At 41.9% G+C, this 19,860-nt stretch carries 15 protein-coding genes and 2 pseudogenes; all 17 read right to left on the bottom strand.

The features are described from left to right. Positions 1-60: 60 nt before the first annotated feature. Positions 61-1,563: pseudogene (locus BFM96_RS11445) on the bottom strand (IS66 family transposase); the annotation flags it as partial. Continuing rightward, positions 1,466-1,672: an IS66 family transposase gene (locus tag BFM96_RS03775; RefSeq protein ID WP_068990516.1), complete on the bottom strand. Its 207-nt coding sequence runs from the start codon at positions 1,670-1,672 to the stop codon at positions 1,466-1,468. The gene BFM96_RS03775 and the pseudogene BFM96_RS11445, both read right to left, overlap by 98 nt. 49 nt (positions 1,673-1,721) lie before the next feature. Beyond that, positions 1,722-2,072: an IS66 family insertion sequence element accessory protein TnpB gene (gene tnpB / locus BFM96_RS03770; protein ID WP_068990513.1), complete on the bottom strand. Its 351-nt coding sequence runs from the start codon at positions 2,070-2,072 to the stop codon at positions 1,722-1,724. Continuing rightward, complete coding sequence (locus tag BFM96_RS03765; protein ID WP_068990511.1) at positions 2,053-2,238, bottom strand: hypothetical protein; 186 nt, start codon at positions 2,236-2,238, stop codon at positions 2,053-2,055. Before BFM96_RS03765 ends, tnpB begins: the two co-directional genes overlap by 20 nt. A gap of 277 nt (positions 2,239-2,515) precedes the next feature. Continuing rightward, positions 2,516-3,562: pseudogene (locus tag BFM96_RS10805) on the bottom strand (IS630 family transposase). Between the two features lie 430 nt (positions 3,563-3,992). Beyond that, the gene (gene groL / locus BFM96_RS03750; protein WP_068990508.1) at positions 3,993-5,615 is read right to left on the bottom strand and encodes a chaperonin GroEL; all 1,623 of its coding nucleotides are present in this window, start codon (positions 5,613-5,615) and stop codon (positions 3,993-3,995) included. Between the two features lie 13 nt (positions 5,616-5,628). Continuing rightward, entirely contained in the window at positions 5,629-5,913 is a 285-nt protein-coding gene (gene groES, locus BFM96_RS03745) for a co-chaperone GroES (RefSeq protein ID WP_067087286.1), read from the bottom strand. Between the two features lie 176 nt (positions 5,914-6,089). Beyond that, entirely contained in the window at positions 6,090-7,550 is a 1,461-nt protein-coding gene (gltX, locus tag BFM96_RS03740) for a glutamate--tRNA ligase (RefSeq protein ID WP_068990507.1), read from the bottom strand. 67 nt (positions 7,551-7,617) lie between these two features. Continuing rightward, positions 7,618-8,247 (bottom strand): ribonuclease P, encoded by a 630-nt coding sequence (locus tag BFM96_RS03735; protein ID WP_068990504.1) that lies wholly within the window; start codon positions 8,245-8,247, stop codon positions 7,618-7,620. A 156-nt stretch (positions 8,248-8,403) separates the two neighbouring features. Further along, positions 8,404-9,411, bottom strand: a complete 1,008-nt coding sequence (jag, locus tag BFM96_RS03730) for an RNA-binding cell elongation regulator Jag/EloR (protein WP_068990501.1) — start codon at positions 9,409-9,411, stop codon at positions 8,404-8,406. Positions 9,412-9,426: 15 nt separating this feature from the next. Next, on the bottom strand, positions 9,427-10,248 hold the full coding sequence (locus BFM96_RS03725; protein ID WP_068990499.1) for a membrane protein insertase YidC: 822 nt from the start codon (positions 10,246-10,248) through the stop codon (positions 9,427-9,429). Further along, a complete protein-coding gene (gene rnpA, locus BFM96_RS03720) occupies positions 10,226-10,585 on the bottom strand; it encodes a ribonuclease P protein component (RefSeq protein ID WP_068990495.1) in 360 nt (119 codons plus the stop codon). Before rnpA ends, BFM96_RS03725 begins: the two co-directional genes overlap by 23 nt. 112 nt (positions 10,586-10,697) lie before the next feature. Then, entirely contained in the window at positions 10,698-11,618 is a 921-nt protein-coding gene (locus BFM96_RS03715) for a DMT family transporter (protein WP_068990492.1), read from the bottom strand. Between the two features lie 228 nt (positions 11,619-11,846). Beyond that, on the bottom strand, positions 11,847-13,196 hold the full coding sequence (locus BFM96_RS03710) for a glucose-6-phosphate isomerase (RefSeq protein WP_068990489.1): 1,350 nt from the start codon (positions 13,194-13,196) through the stop codon (positions 11,847-11,849). A gap of 531 nt (positions 13,197-13,727) precedes the next feature. Next, on the bottom strand, positions 13,728-16,400 hold the full coding sequence (locus BFM96_RS03705; protein ID WP_068990486.1) for an SH3 domain-containing protein: 2,673 nt from the start codon (positions 16,398-16,400) through the stop codon (positions 13,728-13,730). A 484-nt stretch (positions 16,401-16,884) separates the two neighbouring features. Then, a complete protein-coding gene (fusA, locus tag BFM96_RS03700) occupies positions 16,885-18,966 on the bottom strand; it encodes an elongation factor G (RefSeq protein ID WP_068990483.1) in 2,082 nt (693 codons plus the stop codon). Positions 18,967-19,377: 411 nt separating this feature from the next. Then, positions 19,378-19,848: a 30S ribosomal protein S7 gene (gene rpsG / locus BFM96_RS03695; RefSeq protein ID WP_068990480.1), complete on the bottom strand. Its 471-nt coding sequence runs from the start codon at positions 19,846-19,848 to the stop codon at positions 19,378-19,380. Between the last annotated feature and the right edge of the window lie 12 nt (positions 19,849-19,860).

Genomic DNA, 19,860 nt, shown 5'->3' with positions numbered 1-19,860 from the left:
CCAATAACCAGATATATTGAAAAAGTTCCAAAGTCTTGCTTGACTCTGGAACTTTTTCTATTTGCAGTTATTCTGAATTTTTTCAGCCCACGGTAAATAAGCCTCTAGAACTTCCTTTTTGGCGAGTGACTCCTCGTTTGGAAGATGTTCTAGAAGATAAGTGATGTATTTCTCTGAATCAAGACCATGCCTCTTAGCTGTTTCCAATAAACTCAGAATGATAGCTGTTGACTTGGCTCCCTCAAAACTTTGAGAAAACAGCCAATTTTTCCGTCCAATGACCAAGGACTTAATGGCCCGTTCTGCTACATTATTGGATAGAACCAAGCGACCATCTTGAAGAACTGCCTTGAATAGTTCCTCATACTTAAGGCTATACTCTATCGCACGACCAAGTTTTGATCCAGGTAAAATAGATTGATTGCGGCACCAGTTGAAGAACTCGTCCATCAAAGGGGCTAACTCTGCCTGGCGTTTATGTAGTCGCTCTTCAGTAGAGAGGTCAACCCAGTCATTCTCCAAGGCAAATAAGCGGTCGCAATAGGCTAATCCCTTGGCACCCAAGGAAGTCTTGTCTGCCTTTTTAGGAGTGGCCTCGAAGAACTTTCTTCTGACATGAGCCCAACAACCAACTAGCTGAGCTTTGTCTAACTGTCTATAGGCACTCAGCGGTTCGCAGTTAACCAAGCTTATCCTCACTTCGTTCCTCAAGCTTGGACTGCTATCGCATAGGCAGAACTAAGGAACTGAAGTTCCAAGTTACTGCCGTAACATGTCACAATGGACATAGCCATTATAGTCTCTAAGAAACTCCTTCACAACCAAGCCACTCCGCCCTTTATCGTGATGATAAAGAGTGATTCCCTGTTCTTCATGCTTGCCAGACAGGAAGGTCCAATAATAGGTCAACTGGCTATCATTTTCCAAGACCCTGTAAGAAGTCTCATCCGCATGGAGAACAGGCTGTTCTAGTAATTTCTCGTGCAGAAGGTCATAAATCGGCTCGAAATAATACTGACTAGACTTGATGTGCCAGTTGGCGATTTCCTTCCGTGTGATTGGCAAGCCAAGCTTGTTCCAATCCTCTTCCTGGCGGTAGTTCGGTACCTTGAGATTGAATTTCTGGTGAATGGTGTGGGCAATAATGGAGGCTGACCCCAAGCTATGGGCCAAAGGAGCCTTAGGAACAGGAGTCTTGATAATCTTATCGTTAAAATTCTTCTCGCTACAGTTCTGGCACTTGTAAGCGTGTTGGACATGGTCAATCCGCTTCAATTGTGCAGGGATGAAGACCAATTCTTGCCGTTGGACGGTTGAGCCAATCTCTGTCAACTGACCGTGACAGTCTGGACAAGTGCAGTCTTCGCCTTTTAGTTCATGATGAACCATCTCTGGAGTAAACTGACTGAAAACAGCCTGACGAACTCCCTTAGTTTTCTTGCGTTGATAGGTAATCGTTTCTGTATCACCTGGGTAAGTCAGCGTCTTCTTCAGGTAGGCTTTCCTCACCGAATAAGCTGAGCTGACCAGTTTGATGCACAACCTTTTCTGATGACTTGCCATAGAGCTTTTGTGTCAGATAAGCCACCTGTTCACGAAGGAGGGTCAACTCATTGGTCAGGTTATCAATTGTAGAAGCCTGTTGTTTAATAATGGCTAATAACTCTTCCATAGTTTTGCCCTCCAGTTTTCTTTATTATACCGAAAAGAAAGCCATGATTTCAATAGAAATCACGACTTTTTGTAGATTTTATTTTAGGGCTTATCGAAAATCCCTTCATCAGCCAGTCTACTTGCTCGGAAGTGAGGGCTTTGACCTCATGTTCATCATTAGGCCAAGTGAGTTTGCCGTTTTCAAATCGCTTGTAAAGCAACCAGAAACCTTGTCCATCCCAATAAAGGGCCTTGAAACGGTCTTTGCGACCACCACAGAAAAGAAAAACTTGACCAGAAAAGGAATCTAATTCAAATTGACGTTTAACAAGATAAGCCAGCGAATCAATCCCTTGACGCATATCGGTTTTGCCACAAACCAGATAGACCTGCCCTAAATCACTGAGTTGAATGGTCATAGAGCAATACCTTATCTAAAATAGTTTCCAGTGTTTCTTTATGAAGAGATTGGAACAAGCTTAGTTCAACTTTTCCAATACGCATTTTCATTACCAGATCATTTCTGGATTTATGAGGAAATCGACGAGATTGTGGTGTTTTCAAGGGAATAATAGGTTGTGACATCAAAATAGCCTCCAGTTCTGTTTTCTGATAACAGTATACTAGAGGCGTGGAAAATATCATAGACACCTGGTTATGGGGCGGTTACAAAAGATACGATATGAAATTATAGAATTTCTAACGTGAAAATCTTTTTACCCCAAACTCACCCATCCCATTTCCTCTATATCTTTTTATTTTTACAACAAAAATATATTTACAAATCAAATTAAATAGGGTGTGTTTTCAGTAAATGAACTGATCTGTGATCGAAGGAATTTACATCTAAAGTATCTAATACTCATTTAACATCAAAATCTGAAAAGAGCCAATTTCTATGAACAATGGGTTTTAACACAGACCAATGCAGACATTGAATCACCTCTTGCAGCTTGTTAATGACATCGTCTAGCGTCTTAAAGGCCTTATTCTTGAAACCTCTCTTACGAATCTCAGCCCAGACTTGTTCAATGGGATTCATCTCAGGCGTATAAGGTGGAATGAACTCAAAGCCAATGTTGGTAGGTTTCTCTAACGTTCGTGATTTATGCCATACGGCGTTATCCATCACGAGTAAGATATAGTCATTAGGGTAGGCTTGAGACAGTTGTCTTAAAAATTCATTCATCCAATCGGTGTTACATCCCCCAGCAATGATAAAGAAAGATTCCCCTGTATGGGCATCGACAGCTCCATAGCAGTAGCGATATTCTCGAATATAGTGGCTGTGAACATGAGGTCGTACTCCTTTTGGCACCCAAGACTTCCCAATTTTACTAATCCGTCCGAATCCTGCTTCATCTTGATACATGAGTCTGACCTTCTGGTAACCTCTACTATTTTTAAAGCGCTTTCTCGTCTTCTTGAAGGTAGATTTTATTTTTAGACGCCAAAATCGTTTTGGCATCTGCTTTTTTAGGGTGTTCAGGTCCTGGTGTTACTTTGCGCCAACCGTGACGCTTCAACAGTGCATAAAACCCTTCTCGCGTTGTTTGTTTCCCAATTTTAGTTTGGTAAGCCTCGTGCATTTCTGCAATAGTGACAAATTGTCCTGAAGCACTACCAACAAACTGTTCTTCTAAGAATGCTTTTTCTTCTTCGTAAGTAAGATAAGAACGATGACGACCCCCTCGTGCATCATGGGTAAGGGCAGAGAGGCCTTCTTGTTCATATTTTTTCACCAAACGCCAAATCGTATCATGAGATAAACCGATTAAGTCAGAAATGGCCTTGTAGGTCAACTTTTGAGAGCGTAAATAGACCGCTTGAATCCGTTTGTGATAGGCAGAGAGGTGTTTACCTTGAGAGCTGATTTGAGTTCTGTGATTTGTTCTTGTGTAGCGTTCATAGGACTATTATACATCAGAATTTGATTTTTGTTAAGTATAAGAAAGTCGCATTACGCCATTCTAGCTTCCGTTCTATCCGTAAGCAATACTTTATAAACATCAACATCTGACTAGGCAATGAAACCGCAGGTAGAACTAGAGTGTAGCAAGGTGAGTTAATACTCAATGAAAATCAAAGTTAGCATTTTTACTACTCTCTTAGATGGTTCAGACATAAGCCACTTATTTTTTTATTACTGTCTATTCCATGTACTGAAAGAGTATCCTATTTAACTCATTTAGTCCTCTGCATTTTAAGACTAAAATAAATATCTTCAGATAAAATGACTATTTTTGAAATTAAATAAGTATAACAACGTCAGACTTTGATTTTTGATAAGTATTAGTATGCAAAAACTCTCGCAGAATAGCTTCTACGAGAGTTGATTATTACATCATACCGCCCATCATGCTTGGGTCCATTGCTGGAGCTGGAGCAGCTGGTTCTGGTTTGTTTGCGACAACTGCTTCTGTTGTCAAGATAAGGCTGGCAACGCTGGCTGCATTTTGAAGGGCAGAACGCGTTACTTTAACGGGGTCAATAATCCCTGCTTCAATCATGTTGACCCACTCGCCTGTTGCTGCATTAAAGCCTGTTCCAGCTTCTGAATGCTTCAAGCGGTCAATCACGATAGAGCCTTCAAAACCTGCATTCAAAGCAATTTGACGAACTGGCTCTTCCAAAGCTCGAAGGACAATATTGCGTCCTGTCGCTTCATCACCTTCCACCTCAAGGCTCGCTACAGCATCAATAACATTGACAAAGGCTGTTCCACCACCGGCTACAATTCCTTCTTCAACAGCTGCACGAGTGGCATTGAGAGCATCTTCAATGCGGAGTTTCATTTCTTTCAACTCAGTCTCTGTCGCAGCACCGACTTTAATGACTGCCACACCACCTGACAATTTCGCCAAGCGTTCTTGTAATTTCTCACGGTCAAAATCAGAGGTTGTTGTTTCGATTTGTGCTTTGATGATGCCGATACGGTTGCGAATCGTTGTCGCATCGCCCGCACCTTCTACAATAACGGTTGTGTCTTTATCAACTGTTACTTTAGAAGCCTGACCAAGTGCTTCAATGGTTGCGTCTTTCAATTCAAGACCTAAATCATCAGTGATAACTGTACCACCTGTCAAGATTGCAATATCTTCCAGCATAGCCTTGCGACGGTCACCAAATCCTGGTGCTTTTACAGCTACAACATTGAAAGTTCCACGAATCTTATTCAAGACAAGGGTCGGAAGAGCTTCGCCGTCCACATCATCTGCGATAATCAAGAGCGGACGGCTCGTTTGGAGAATGCTTTCCAACAATGGCAAGATTTCTTGAATATTTGAAATCTTCTTATCTGTAATTAAGATATATGGATTATCAAGGTCTGCCACCATTTTTTCATTATCAGTCACCATGTATTGAGACAAATAACCGCGGTCAAATTGCATACCTTCTACGACATCCAGCTCTGTTTCCATCCCTTTGGACTCTTCAATGGTGATAACGCCATCTTTGCCCACTTTTTCCATGGCTTCACTGATGTATTCACCCACTTTTTCGCTACGAGAAGATACAGCCGCAACTTGGGCAATGGCTTCTTTATTGGCAACAGGAACTGAATTCGCTTTAAGAGCTTCTACAGCTGCACTGACCGCCACTTCAATCCCACGGCGAATACCGATTGGATTTGCACCTGCGGTCACGTTTTTAATCCCTTCACGGACAATTGCCTGAGTTAAAACTGTTGCAGTGGTTGTTCCGTCACCAGCGATATCATTGGTTTTAGAGGCTACTTCGGATACCAATTTAGCACCCATATTTTCAAAATGGTCTTCCAGTTCGATTTCCTTGGCAATAGTCACACCGTCATTGGTGATAAGGGGTGAACCAAATGCTTTTTCAAGCACGACATTACGACCCTTTGGTCCCAAGGTTACTTTGACTGTATCTGCTAAAATATCAACTCCACGCACCATGCTCGTGCGGGCATCTGATGAAAATTTAATCTCTTTTGCCATCTTTTTCCCTTTCTTACTCTACAATTGCTAAAATTTCTGCCTCGCGAACGAGCAAGACCTTCTCTTCGCCATCTTTGACTTCAATTCCTGCGTGGTCTTCAAGGACAACCTTGTCCCCAGCTTTGACACTTGATGGGACTAATTCGCCCGTTAAGGTACGGATCCCTTGTCCTACTGCAAGGACTTCAGCAACCTTAGTCGCCTCACGGCTATTTCCCGCAAGGACGAAGCCTCCAACAGTTTGTTCTTCTTTTTCTGCTACTTTTACGACCACATGATCGTTCAATGGTTTTAGCATATCTTACCTCCAAGAATTCGTTTAGCACTCTTTCTAGGTGAGTGCTAATTTCTATGGTTTTATTATATCATTTGGTCAAAAATAGTCAAGAGAATTCGCTTACTTTTTTCGAAAATCCGTCCCAAGACCGACAATAGGCAAACAAGCCTAGAATTGATTTCTAGACTTGCATCTGTTTATTTTCCAATAGCTGCCAGCATATTGTCCAAATGCTGGATTGATTTTTCACGACCGAGTAGATAAATGGTATCTGGCAGTTCTGGTCCGTGCATCTCGCCTGAAACAGCGATACGGATTGGCATAAAGAGGTTTTTCCCCTTGATACCTGTTTCCTTTTGAACCGCTTTGATTTGTGGGAAGATGTTTTCAGATTTGAAGTCTTCCTCGGTCATGGCTTCTAATTTTTCCTTGAAAGCTGTCAGAACTGTCGGTACGGTTTCTCCTGCCATGACTTCTTTTTCAGCCTCTGTCAAAGCTGGAAAATCTTCAAAGAAAAGATCGGTCAATGGCACAATTTCATCAGCTGCCTTCATTTGTGGTTTGTATAATTCCACCAATTTTTCAGCCTTATCTGTCAAACGACCTGCCTCTGCCAAGAATGGTTTAGCCAGTTCAAAAATCGTTGCAAAATCGGCATTCTTGATGTAGTCATTGCTCATCCAGTCCAGTTTCTTTTGGTCAAAGGCTGCTGGAGACTTGCTGAGACGGTTTTCATCAAAGAGCTGAATCAATTCCTCACGAGAGAAGATTTCATCCTCTCCACCAGGATTCCAACCAAGAAGGGCAATAAAGTTAAAGACAGCTTCTGGTAGGTAGCCTTTCTTGCGGTAATCTTCGATAAACTGAAGCGTATTGGTATCACGCTTAGACAACTTTTTACCCGTTTCAGAATTGATAATTAAAGTCATGTGACCAAATGCTGGTGCTTCCCAGCCAAGGGCCTCATAGACCATGAGCTGTTTAGGGGTATTGGCAATATGGTCATCCCCACGGATAACGTGGGAAATCGCCATCAAGTGATCGTCAATCACAACAGCAAAGTTATAGGTTGGATAACCATCTTTTTTCTGGATAACCCAGTCGCCACCGATGTTACCACCCTCAAATTCAATCTCACCCTTGACCATATCTGTCCATTTGTAGATACCAGCTTCATCTACAGCTAGACGAACGGTCGGCACAATCCCTGCCGCCTCACGTTCTGCAACGTAAGCCGCTTTTTCTTCATCTGACATACCAAGATACTCATTGATATAACGCGGCGTTTCACCAGCTGCTTCTTGACGCTCACGCTCAGCCGCTAATTCTTCTTCAGTAACATAAGACTTATAGGCCAAGCCTTTTTCCAACAACTCATCGACATATTGTTGGTAAATCTCAAGACGCTCTGACTGACGGTATTGTTCGTGGGTTTCTGGACTTTCATCCCAATCAATTCCCAACCACCGTAGATTTTCCAGCTGCGAACGCTCCCCGTCTTCGACATGGCGCTTACGATCCGTGTCTTCAATCCGAATCAAAAAGGTTCCGCCATGGTGACGAGCATACAAATAGTTAAAGAGCGCCGTCCGCGCATTTCCGATATGTAATAGCCCTGTTGGACTTGGTGCGTAACGCACACGAATAGGTTTTGTCATGTTTCTCTCCTGTGTTTTTCAATCCCTCTCATTATATCACAGTTCCAGCATTTTTTTAAGTATCTGCTCAAGATTTCTGGCGAGTCAACTGATAAAAAGGTTCTAGATGGTCATAGGCTTTTGCCAAATCCTGTAAAACCGTTCTTTGGTCTGCCCTTCCTTTAAGAGATATATTCTCCCTTAGCAACACTTTTCTGACTACTCCTTGCAGGATCAACTCTCTCAAGCGATGACGATTCTCTTCTGTTCCAGACCAGTTCTCTACCGCATCCACTCCTTGGACCACATAATAAACAGGTGAAACAAGCGGACGTTCGAGCACACGATTTTGCTTCCTCAAGCTTTCATCGTCTCTTTTTCTCTCCAGAAAGCTCACCTCTACTGAAACCCCAAAATCTTCAGGTGTGCCATACAAACGTAGGGCAAACATGGGCTCGCTCTCCGTTCCCTCTGCTTGAAAGTAAGTCCAAAAATGCGGACGCAATATCTGTGCCTGATTCATCCATTGACTGGTCTGTAACATAGTCAACTGAGGTTCCATTGCCTGAAAAGTTTTGGACAGGGCTTGAAATTCTTTTCTAGCTGCCTGTCCCTTTGCTTTCAAATTCTCCATATAAGTTGCCAGTTCTCCTGCTTTTTGAGGCGAGATATACTTCTCTCCTTGATGCTGTAAAAAGGCTTCTAACGCTTGAAACATGCTTTCTCCTCTCTATATAGTGAATTAAATACAGGTACGAACATCGTTAAATCGCTGTGATGAACCCCAGTTTTATCTACAGCTCCTTGCCTTGTCCCATTCCTTTTTCCATCCACTATAAAAGACAAACTGAGAAGAAATTCTTCTCAGTCCTTACTAATCTCTGTCAATATCGACCACCACATAGCGATTAGGTTCATCACCTTCAGAATAACTCGTTACGCCATCAATCCGAGAAACAATGCGGTGAATAATTTTACGTTCATTATTCGACATGGGATCCGTCTGTTGGCTACGACGCTCTTCCAAGACGCGATCGGCTAATTTTTGTGCATAGCTTTGCAAGACCTCTGCCCGATGTTCCACATAATCATTGACATTAATGGAAATGTAGAAACTCTTCGTATATTGATTGTAGAGGTAGTTCTGCGCTAGCAATTGGAGAGCTTTCAAGACCTTGCCATGATAGCCAATAATCCGCCCAGGTTCATTGGTATCAATCTGCATATTGATACTACGGCGATTGTTCTCACTGCTAATGGTCGCTTCGACATCCATCTCATCGACAATCGTCTGTACATAAGCCGTCACTTTTTCAACGACCTCTTCAATATCTGTTTCAGGAACTTCTTCTACTTCAATCCCCAATTCTTCAGCCATAGACTGCTCTTTGCGTTTTTCAATCGCACGTTCAAAAGAAATCACATTGGTATCTTCAAGATTAACCGTTTCACGACTTTCTACTTTTTCGATAAACAGATCCATCGTTCCTGTTTCCTCTAAAATTGTAGTCGGTTCTTTTTCATGTTTTAAAATTTCAGTTTTAACGTCATCTGAAATTTCTTCACCCTCTTCTTCGATTTTTTTGATGGCTTCAACCACACGTCCCAAATCGACTGTCGCTTCACTCACACTTTTAACAGGCTCATTTTGTGCATTGATTTCCTCTGGAACTCCCTTAACAGCCTTTTGATTTGCCTTAACAACAGTGATTTCACTGATTGGCTCTACATCGACTTGGGCATCTTTTTTACCAAATAAGCCTAAAAAGCCCTTTTTCTCACGAGAGATGACCTTAATATGCGCCTTCATCCGTGGGATATCCAATTCACGCAGACCATTCTGGATGGCCTCTTCGACACTCGCTCCTGTAAATACTACCATAGCAAGAGTCCTCCTTTACTTTTTCTTTTTCTGTGCTTTTTTCATGGCACGTTTTTTCTTAGCAACTAACTCCCGTTCCGCTTCTTCTTTTGCCTGTCTTTCTGCAATCATCTTGAAGGGATTACTTAAAATCAAAGTCTGAAAAACTTGATAGGCATTCGATGTACTCCAGTAAAGAGCCACACCACTAGCCACCTGCAAGGTAAAGATAAAGATGATAACAGGCATTACAACCATCATTCCTGTGGTTAGACCATTCTTTTCCACCAAGCCCTTATTGCTGAGCCAAGTACTTAAAAAGGTAAACCCAGCTGCTAGAATTGGCAGGATAAAGTAGGGATCTTTTTCAGCTAAATTCAGCCACAGAAAATGTCCTTGTTGCAGGAAATCCACTCTTGTCAGAGCATTGAACAAGGCCAAAAGAACGGGCATTTGGATTAAGATCGGCCACATGGCAGCCGAAGGTTTCACCCCTTCTTCCTTAAACAAACGCTGACGTTCCTCTTCCAACCGTGTCCGACTTTCCATATCTCGTCCAGGATATTTTTCTTGGAGCGCCTTCATTTGCGGCTGAATCTCCTGCATTTTCCGAGAAGCATTGATTTGTAGTTGGAAAACTGGCAAGAGAACCGTGCGAATGACCAAGGTAAACAGAATAATCCCAATTCCAGTACTACCATTAAAAGATAGAATGCGAATCATTTCTGCAAAGAAATAGACAAATTTCCCCCAAGCGTCTGGTGTACTTGCTGTAACATCGCTCGTTCCACAAGCTGTTAGAAACAAGAGAGATAGCAGTACAAGTCCCAACAGGCTACGTTTCTTTTTCACAATCATGACCTTCCTGATAAATTTTTGCTAGTTTTAATACATGGAGTAAATTCGTTTCCAATTCTTGATAGGTCAACTCTTCTACCCCCTTACGTGCAATCACCACAAAATCAAGCGCTTTCATATAGCTGCGATGCTCAATTAAAACATGCCGAATCCTGCGTTTGATGCGATTTCGCACCACTGCATTGCCTAATTTTTTACTCACCGACAGTCCTGTCCGAAAATGAGCCTGGTGATTTTCTAATCTATAAACAACAAACTTCCGATTTGCGAAGTTTTGTCCTTCCTTGAAAATCGCATTGAAATCTTTTTCTCTCTTGACGCGATAACTTTTCCTCAAAACTCAACTCCATCTATCAAAATTAACTCTATTATACCATATTTTTCAAAAAAACCAATAAGAGCAAGGTTTTTCCTACCTGAATAAAAAAAGCTAGGCAAAACCTAACTTTCTAATGGATTTTTTGACCACTTTTTGATTCTTCAATCGAAAGAAAAACCATCGGTACTACAACCAAGAACATCGCCGTGACTAACAGCCAGTCCATCTGTAAGCCTAAAAATAGAACACTTAGCAAAGCAGAAGACAAGGGCTCGCTCGCACCAATCACAGAGACAATCAACGGAGAAACGAGAGACGCCGCCTTCATCGAAACTAAAAAAGAGAGGGCTGTTCCAAATAAAGCAATCGTTAAGATAATAATAACACTCACCCAGTCTAAAGAAAAGGTTAGGCGCGTAACTGGGTACAAGGTATTGCTCAAAAGACCTGCTAGAAGCATCCCCCAACCAACTGTATTGATAAAGCCATAGCGCTTTGCGAACCGTTGAGGCAAGATAACATTAAAACCGACCGCTACTGCGCTGAGTAGCCCTGTCGCTAGGGCAAAAGGAGTGATTGCAAGACTAGAAAAATCGCCCTTTGTCGCCATCAAAGTCACCCCTAACATGGCTAAGGCAATATAGCAAACAGCCAATTTAGAGGCTCTTTGCCGTTTCATCAAGTGATTATAAACAAGGATAAAAACAGGGCTGATAAACTGCAAAATCGTTGCTGTTGCAGCGTTTGAAGATTCAATGCAGAGATAAAAGAAGAATTGAACTGAAAAGACCCCTAAAATTGCATAGGCCAAAAAAGGCAAGTAGTTCCCCTTATCCTTCCAAATGTCAAAAATAGCCATTCCATTTTGACGAGCAGATAGCAGGAGCACACAAACTCCCGCAATGACTAAACGAGTCGAGGTAATCCAGCCGGAAGAAACCTGATAGTGATTAAAAAAATACTCCCCTAAAATACCACAAATTCCCCAGATGACTCCAGAAAATAAAGCATAGAAAATTCCTGTGAAAATACGTTTCTGATACTGATTCATTGAATTATTTTACCAAAAACTTTTGAAAAATGAAAGAAAAATTTTCCGATATTTTCACAACGCCGTCCTATTTATGATGTAGCAAATTCACCTCTATCTAAATCCAAGAACAACAGCCTTTTTAACTGCTCCCCATTTCCATGATAAGGGAATTCTGTGCAATTAATATGGTAAATCTAACAAACCCTTCAAAAAACGACCTCCTCACGGAAGTCGTTGACAGTCTGCTTATAAACGAGCGTTCAATTCTTTACTCAATTCCTCAAAGCCTGGTTTGCCAAGAAGGGCAAACATATTTTTCTTGTAAGCCTCTACTCCTGGTTGGTCAAATGGATTGATGGCATTCAAATAGCCAGAAAGAGCGATAGCTAACTCAAAGAAATAAATCGCATAGCCAAGTGTGAATTCGTCTTGTTTTGGAAGAGTCACAAACATATTTGGAACATCCCCGTCTGTATGGGCAAGAAGCACACCATCTGTTGCTTTTTTATTCACAAAATCCACATCTTTTCCTTGGATATAGCCAAGTCCATCCAAATCTTCTTCAAATTCAGGAATGATCACGTTTTTACGCGGTTGATCAACACGGACAACCGTTTCAAACATAATACGAGCTCCTTCTTGGATGAATTGTCCAAGCGAATGCAAGTCCGTTGAAAAGTTTGCAGAAGTTGGATAGATCCCTTTTTGGTCTTTTCCTTCTGATTCTCCAGCCAATTGTTTCCACCATTCACTAAAGTATTGAAGAGATGGTTCGTAGTTCACCAAAATTTCTGTCGCATATCCTTTTCTGTACAGGATATTACGAAGAGCTGCGTATTGGTAAGCTTCGTTTTCAGCAATTTTATCAGATGTGTAGTCCTTACGAGCAGCATTTGCACCATCCATCAAGGCTTTGATATCAGCCCCTGAAGCTGCGATAGGAAGTAAGCCCACGGCTGTCAAGACAGAGAAACGTCCGCCGATATCATCTGGAACAACAAAGGTTTCCCAGCCATTTGCATCTGCTTCAACCTTCACAGCTCCTTTTTCACGGTCTGTTGTCGCGTAAATCCGTTTATTTGCTTCTTCTTGGCCATATTTCTTAATCAATAATTCTTTGAACACACGAAAGGCAATCGCTGGTTCTGTCGTTGTTCCTGATTTAGAAATGACATTAACAGAGAATTCCTTGTCAGAGACATACTCCACCAAATCAGCCAAATAGGTAGATGAAATAGAGTTCCCAGCATATAGGATTTGCGGTGCCTTACGCTCTTCTTTTGTTTGCAAATTTGCAAAGTGATGATTTAAGAAATCAATCGCTGCCTTAGCTCCAAGGTAAGAGCCTCCAATTCCAATCACCACCAAGACATCACTATCTGATTTGATTTGCTCTGCCGCTTGCAAAATGCGATCGAATTCTTCCTTGTCATAATTCTCAGGAAGGTCTAACCAACCCAAGAAATCACTTCCTGCACCAGTCCCTTTTCGCAAGAGCTCATCTGCTGCGGTAACCTGTGTTTGCATGTAGTCCACTTCATGTGGTGCTACAAATTTATCTAAGACCTTTGAATAATCAAATGTAATATGTGTCATATCTTTCCTCCATTTTGTTCTTCACTCCTATGATAACGCTTTAGAGCTAAATTATCAAGTCATTTACAAGAATTAAAGCGTTTACATCATTCACCTAATGTCTATTCGTTAAAATCGTCTAAACCTATTGTACAACTTCTCTTATTTAAAAATGCAAAAGCTCATGTACAGACCTTAAAATCCCATTTTATTTCTCAAAAAGACCTTTCCTGAAAAAGTACTGGGTAAAAACCCATGGGTAAACATTAAGAAAATGACCAACAGAATGAACTTTTTCTAATACTCAATAAAAATCAAAGTTAACAATTTTGCGACTTTCTTAGATAGCTCAGACATAAACTACCTATTTTTTCATTACTGTTCATTCCGTTTACTGAGAGAGTATCTGCCGTACTCAAAAAAGGTTCTATAATCTTATTAGCAGGAACTCCCCACCATAAAATTATAGAACCTTTTTATTTATATTTCTATCCGATCCGAATGCGAAAGAACTTCACCTTTTTCAAATAGGGTTTCGATTAGACTAGTTTCCTACTTCTTAATCACAAAGAACGGCGTTCCTTCTGTATTGTCAATCGGATCGAAACTTCTATGGGTAAAGAGATAATCTAAAGAATACCAGCCATTATTTCTTGCATTATAAGGATCTCTGACATAAGTTTTACCATTAGAATAACCTTGGAAAACGAGTTCATGGGTTATTGGATAACTAGCAAAAACACTAGTTCCAACCGCTCCCAGTACATGGTGACCAGCAGCTAAAGCATTCGCAATCATACCAGTTGAATGAAGAGCGTTTGCGGTTACATTCCAATTCTCTGCTGCCTTAATAATTCCGCGACTAGTCGTTCCATAATTGACCTTATTAAATTCATTTGTTTGATGATACAGATAGTCTGCCACTTCAGTCGGCAAGACTGCTTTCCCAGTTACACTAGAAAAGACCATGGCAAGAGCAGTTGGAACACAACCTAATTGATCCATATTTCCAATGCCATAAACCCGACCTGCCCAACGACCATCACGTTGAGAATAATACGGAGTAGTAGCTACTGGCTTACTTTCCGCAGGTTTTGCCACAGTCGCAGGCTTAGAAACTGGCTGGGATTCTGACGGCTTAGCCGCTTCCTGCAATTTCAAGGCTGGCACATAACGGCGAGCTCCGCTGTATGAAATGTAGCTCAACCATTGGTAACCTTCAGAAGTCACAGTACGGTCATAATTTACACGCTGACCCACCTCATAGGTAGTCAAGTCTGGACTGCTTAATTTCGCTTCGTTTTTAACTCCTGTACGTTCTTTGAAAGTGTAGCTACCTGATGATGGCAACAAGGTTTGACTTGAAGAGACTGGCTTAGTATCTGCTGGTTTTACAGCTGGCTTCGTTTCTGACGGTTTCGTGGTAGGTACCGGCTGACTTGGAGCTGGCTGATTTGACACTGGTTTAGAGATTGGCTGTGCTTCTGACGGCGTAGCCATTTCTTGCAATTTCAAGGCTGGTATATAACGGCGAGTTCCGCTGTATGAAATGTAGCTCAACCATTGGTAGCCTTCAGAAGTCACAGTACGGTCATAATTCACACGCTGACCCACCTCATAGGTAGCCAAGTCTGGACTGCTTAATTTCGCTTCGTTTTTTACACCTGTACGTTCTTTGAAAGTGTAGCTACCTGATGATGGCAACAAGGTTTGACTTGAAGAGACTGGCTTAGTATCTGCTGGTTTTACTGCTGGAGTAGTTGATACAGGCTTAGCCGCTGGAGTTGAAACAACTGGTTGAGCTACAGGAGTGGTCGGCTTAGTCTCTACTGGTTTTTCTGCTGGAGTAGCAGACACTGGCTTCACTGCTGGAGTTGAAACGACTGGCTGAGTTACAGGAGTGGTCGGCTGTTTGTCAGCTGGCTTCGTTTCTGACGGTTTCGCGGTGGACACCGGTTTACTTGCAGCAGGCTGACTTGCCACTGGTTTAACCGCTGGAGTTGAAACGACTGGCTGAGCTACAGGAGTGGTCGGCTGTTTGTCAGCTGGTTTTGTTGCCGTTGGTTTCGCGGTGGATACCGGTTTACTTGCAGCAGTCTGACTTGACACTGGTTTAGCCTCTACTGGCTTGACCATTTCTTGCAATTTCAAGGCTGGTACATAACGGCGAGTTCCGCTGTATGAAATATAGCTCAACCATTGGTAACCTTCAGAAGTTACAGTACGGTCATAATTCACACGCTGACCCACCTCGTAGGTAGCCAAGTCTGGACTGCTTAATTTAGCTTCGTTTTTAACTCCTGTACGTTCTTTGAATGTGTAGCTACCTGATGATGGCAACAAGGTTTGACTTGGAAGTGCTGGTTTAGTATCTGCTGGTTTTACAACTGGGCTAGTAGATACTGGCTTAGCCGCTGGAGTTGAAACGACTGGCTGAGCTACGGGAGTAGTCGGCTGGTGGTCAGCTGGTTTTGTTGCCGTTGGTTTCGCGGTAGATACCGGCTGACTTGCCACCGGCTTAGCCATTTCTTGTAATTTCAAGGCTGGTACATAGCGACGAACGCCACTGTATGAAATGTAGCTCAACCATTGATAGCCTTCGGAAGTCACAGTACGGTCATAATTCACACGCTGACCCATCTCATAGGTAGCCAAGTCTGGACTGCTTAATTTAGCTTCGTTTTTTACACCTGTACGCTTTTTGAAAGTGTAGCTACCTGATGATGGCAACAAGGTTTGAGCTGGAGATGTCGGCTTAGCTTCTACTGGTTTTTCTGCTGGAGTAGTAGACACTGGCTTAGCCACTGGAGTTGAAACAACTGGTTGACTTACAGGATTTGACGGCTGGTGGTCAACTGGCTTCGTTTCTGAGGGCTTCGAGGTAGATACAAGTTCATCTGGAATCGGCTGACCTACTACTGATGGCGCTGGTCTAGTTTCTGTAACAGGTGCTGGCGCTGATACTGCAGGCTTGCTTTCTGAGATTGCAGCTGTCGATGCTGAAACAGCTTCAAAAGTAGCCTCCTCGTCTAGAGATAATACCTCATCTGGAATCCTAGATGATGCATCCATTGCTTTCACCTCTGTAGCATTAGCATCTGTCATAGGTTGGGTATTGATACTATCTGTATCAGCCGCTGCCATATTGGAATGCCCTAAAATACCCGCAATGGCAATCGAAGCAACTACCCATCTTTTCTTGACTTTATACATTTTTTTACGCATCTATAAATCTCCTAATGATTTCATCAAAATATTTCTAAATTATATTATAGCATACCTTTTAGGGAAAATCCACCAGTAGCCATTTTCTTAAAGCATATTTGTTGACAAATTTCTTCCTACCTATCTATTCGTAAAAAGTTTTATTTTTTTGAAAAATTGTTGCGATTTTTTATCCTAAACATAAATTGTCTCAGTAGTTTTATACTCATTTCAAAAATAGCCATTTTATTCAAACATATTTATTTTAGGTTAAAAATGTAGAGAACTAAATGAGTTAAACAGGATACTTTTCCAGTAAATAAGATGAATAATCATAGAACACAGATAGTTTACATCCAAACCATCTAAGAAAATATCAAGATGCTAATTTTGATTTTCATTGGGTATGAGTATTTCTAAAGCAGCAACCCGCCATATTTCTCGTCCCCCAAATCAATGAACTGACAAAAAGCACCCGCCATTAGGCAGGTGCTACGGGAAGGGATTAAGCTTCACCGTTGTGTTTTTTAATAATTTCTTCTTGTACAGACTTAGGAACATCTTCATAGTGGTCAAATACCATCATGAAGGTACCGCGTCCTTGAGAAGCAGAACGAAGAACTGTTGCATAACCGAACATTTCAGCAAGTGGTACATAAGCACGCACGATTTGGCTGTTTCCGTGTGCTTCCATACCATCTACACGTCCACGACGAGCTGTTACGTGCCCCATAACATCTCCAAGGTTTTCTTCTGGAACTGTGATCGTTACAAGCATCATTGGCTCAAGGATAGCAGGTTGTGCTGTTTTCGCTGCTTCTTTAAGGGCAAGAGAGGCTGCAACTTTAAAGGCTGTTTCAGATGAGTCGACATCGTGGTATGAACCATCGTAAAGTTTTGCTTTCACGTCAACGATTGGGTATCCAGCAAGAACACCGTTTGCCATTGATTCCACCAAACCTTTTTCAACCGCTGGGATGAATTCACGTGGAACCACACCACCGACGATCGCATTTTCAAACTCGAATCCTTTTCCTTCTTCATTTGGCGTAAATTCAATCCAAACATCACCGAATTGACCTTTACCACCTGATTGACGTTTGAAGAATCCACGAGCTTGAGTTGAAGCACGGAATGTTTCACGGTAAGATACTTGAGGCGCACCTACGTTTGCTTCAACCTTAAATTCACGACGCATACGGTCAACAAGGACATCCAAGTGAAGCTCACCCATACCTGAGATAACTGTTTCACCAGTTTCAACGTTTGTTTCAACGCGGAATGTTGGATCTTCTTCAGCCAATTTAGAAAGGGCAACACCCATCTTGTCTTGGTCTGCTTTTGATTTTGGCTCAACCATCAATTGGATAACTGGTTCTGGAACGTTGATTGACTCAAGGATAACTTTTGCTTTCTCATCAGTCAATGAGTCACCAGTTGTTGTATCTTTCAACCCAACGGCAGCAGCGATATCTCCAGAGTAAACTGTTTCAATTTCTTGACGGCTGTTAGCATGCATTTGAAGGATACGTCCGATACGTTCACGTTTGCCTTTAGAAGTATTCATTACGTATGAACCTGAGTTAAGGACACCTGAGTACACACGGAAGAAAGTCAAACGACCTACGAATGGGTCAGTCATAATCTTGAAGGCAAGGGCTGCAAATGGCTCATCATCTGAAGCTGGACGCTCTTCTTCAGCATCTGTATCTGGGTTGATCCCTTTGATGGCTGGGATATCAACTGGACTTGGAAGGTAGTCAATAACTGCATCAAGCATCAATTGAACACCTTTGTTCTTAAAGGCAGAACCACACAACACTGGGAAGAATTCAACGTTGATAGTCGCTTTACGGATTGCTGCTTTCAATTCTTCGTTTGTGATTTCTTCACCTTCAAGGTATTTCATCATCAAATCTTCATCAGTTTCCGCAACTGCTTCCACCAATTTTTCACGGTATTCTTGTGCTTGGTCAAGGTATTCAGCTGGAATATCTTCTTCAAGAATGTCTGTACCAAGGTCATTTGTATAGATTTCGGCTTTCATCTTGATCAAGTCAATAATTCCACGGAAATCATCTTCTGCACCGATTGGCAATTGGATTGGATGAGCATTTGCTTGCAAACGGTCATGAAGTGTACCTACTGAGTAAAGGAAGTCAGCACCGATTTTATCCATTTTGTTGGCGAATACGATACGAGGAACTCCGTACTCAGTTGCTTGACGCCAAACTGTTTCAGTTTGTGGCTCAACCCCTGATTGTGAGTCAAGAACGGTTACCGCACCATCCAATACACGAAGAGAACGTTGTACTTCGATAGTGAAGTCCACGTGTCCTGGTGTGTCGATGATATTTACGCGGTGGTTGTTCCATTGTGCAGTTGTCGCAGCAGAGGTGATCGTGATCCCACGTTCTTGTTCTTGCTCCATCCAGTCCATTTGTGACGCACCTTCGTGTGTTTCACCGATTTTGTGGATTTTACCAGTGTAGTAAAGAATACGCTCTGTTGTTGTTGTTTTACCGGCATCGACGTGGGCCATGATACCAATATTACGAGTTTTTTCTAGTGAAAATTCGCGTGCCATTATGTTCTCCTATTTTAGTTAAATTTAGTTACATCTTATTATAGCATATTTTAGAAAAGAACGGATAGGCAGGACCTACCCGTTCTCAAATGCTTTTTTGTAAAGTGGTAAAAAGATACTGTTCTTATTTAATTGAACTCAGGCTACAAATGTCTGCCCAAAAGAGACGCAACTGTTTTAGCTTTAGCTAATTACAGATGTGGCTCCCTTTAGTAGGGACAAAACTTCCTAGAAGCTGAAGCTTCGTTGTTAGTTTTCCTATTTTTCATTGTTTCCTACATCTCTGTATCTCAATGTAATTGAGTTCGGACTAAAAGTTTTGGAAAAAAGACAAATCTTCTTGAACGCTCAAGCGTTCTGCAAAGATTTTCTATTTTTCCTTGAACTTTCTTAACGTCCTCACATCTTAGATTACCAACGGAAGTGTGCAAATGCACGGTTTGCTTCTGCCATACGGTGAGTATCTTCACGTTTCTTAACAGCTGCACCTGTGTTGTTTGCTGCATCCATGATTTCTTTTGCAAGGCGGTCAATCATCGTATGCTCACCACGGTTGCGAGCGATTGTTACCAACCAACGAAGTCCAAGAGTTGTACGACGTTCTGGACGAACCTCAACTGGGACTTGGTAGTTAGATCCACCAACACGGCGGGCACGTACTTCAAGTACAGGCATGATGTTTTCCATTGCTGTTTCAAATACTTCAAGTGCATCATTTCCAGTAGCTTCTTTGATTTGCTCAAAAGCTCCGTAAACGATAGACGCTGCTGTACCACGTTTTCCGTCAAGCATAACGCGGTTAATCAAGCGTGTTACTAATTTTGAATTGTAAAGCGGATCTGGCAATACTTCGCGCTTAGGCGCTTGGTTTTTACGACTCATTTATCTTTATCC

This window comes from Streptococcus himalayensis (genome assembly GCF_001708305.1).
GTDB classification, from domain to species: Bacteria; Bacillota; Bacilli; order Lactobacillales; family Streptococcaceae; genus Streptococcus; species Streptococcus himalayensis.
This window is presented reverse-complemented; position numbering and strand designations above follow the sequence as displayed.

Coding starts and splice junctions, on each gene's coding strand:
- groL (WP_068990508.1), bottom strand. CDS start 5,615: ATGGCAAAAGAGATTAAATTTTCATCAGATGCCCGCACGAGCATGGTG.
- BFM96_RS03765 (WP_068990511.1), bottom strand. CDS start 2,238: ATGTCACAACCTATTATTCCCTTGAAAACACCACAATCTCGTCGATTT.
- BFM96_RS03705 (WP_068990486.1), bottom strand. CDS start 16,400: ATGCGTAAAAAAATGTATAAAGTCAAGAAAAGATGGGTAGTTGCTTCG.
- BFM96_RS03775 (WP_068990516.1), bottom strand. CDS start 1,672: ATGGAAGAGTTATTAGCCATTATTAAACAACAGGCTTCTACAATTGAT.
- jag (WP_068990501.1), bottom strand. CDS start 9,411: ATGGTAGTATTTACAGGAGCGAGTGTCGAAGAGGCCATCCAGAATGGT.
- groES (WP_067087286.1), bottom strand. CDS start 5,913: ATGCTAAAACCATTGAACGATCATGTGGTCGTAAAAGTAGCAGAAAAA.
- BFM96_RS03725 (WP_068990499.1), bottom strand. CDS start 10,248: ATGATTGTGAAAAAGAAACGTAGCCTGTTGGGACTTGTACTGCTATCT.
- BFM96_RS03715 (WP_068990492.1), bottom strand. CDS start 11,618: ATGAATCAGTATCAGAAACGTATTTTCACAGGAATTTTCTATGCTTTA.
- BFM96_RS03735 (WP_068990504.1), bottom strand. CDS start 8,247: ATGTTTCAAGCGTTAGAAGCCTTTTTACAGCATCAAGGAGAGAAGTAT.
- BFM96_RS03710 (WP_068990489.1), bottom strand. CDS start 13,196: ATGACACATATTACATTTGATTATTCAAAGGTCTTAGATAAATTTGTA.
- rpsG (WP_068990480.1), bottom strand. CDS start 19,848: ATGAGTCGTAAAAACCAAGCGCCTAAGCGCGAAGTATTGCCAGATCCG.
- gltX (WP_068990507.1), bottom strand. CDS start 7,550: ATGACAAAACCTATTCGTGTGCGTTACGCACCAAGTCCAACAGGGCTA.
- tnpB (WP_068990513.1), bottom strand. CDS start 2,072: ATGACCATTCAACTCAGTGATTTAGGGCAGGTCTATCTGGTTTGTGGC.
- fusA (WP_068990483.1), bottom strand. CDS start 18,966: ATGGCACGCGAATTTTCACTAGAAAAAACTCGTAATATTGGTATCATG.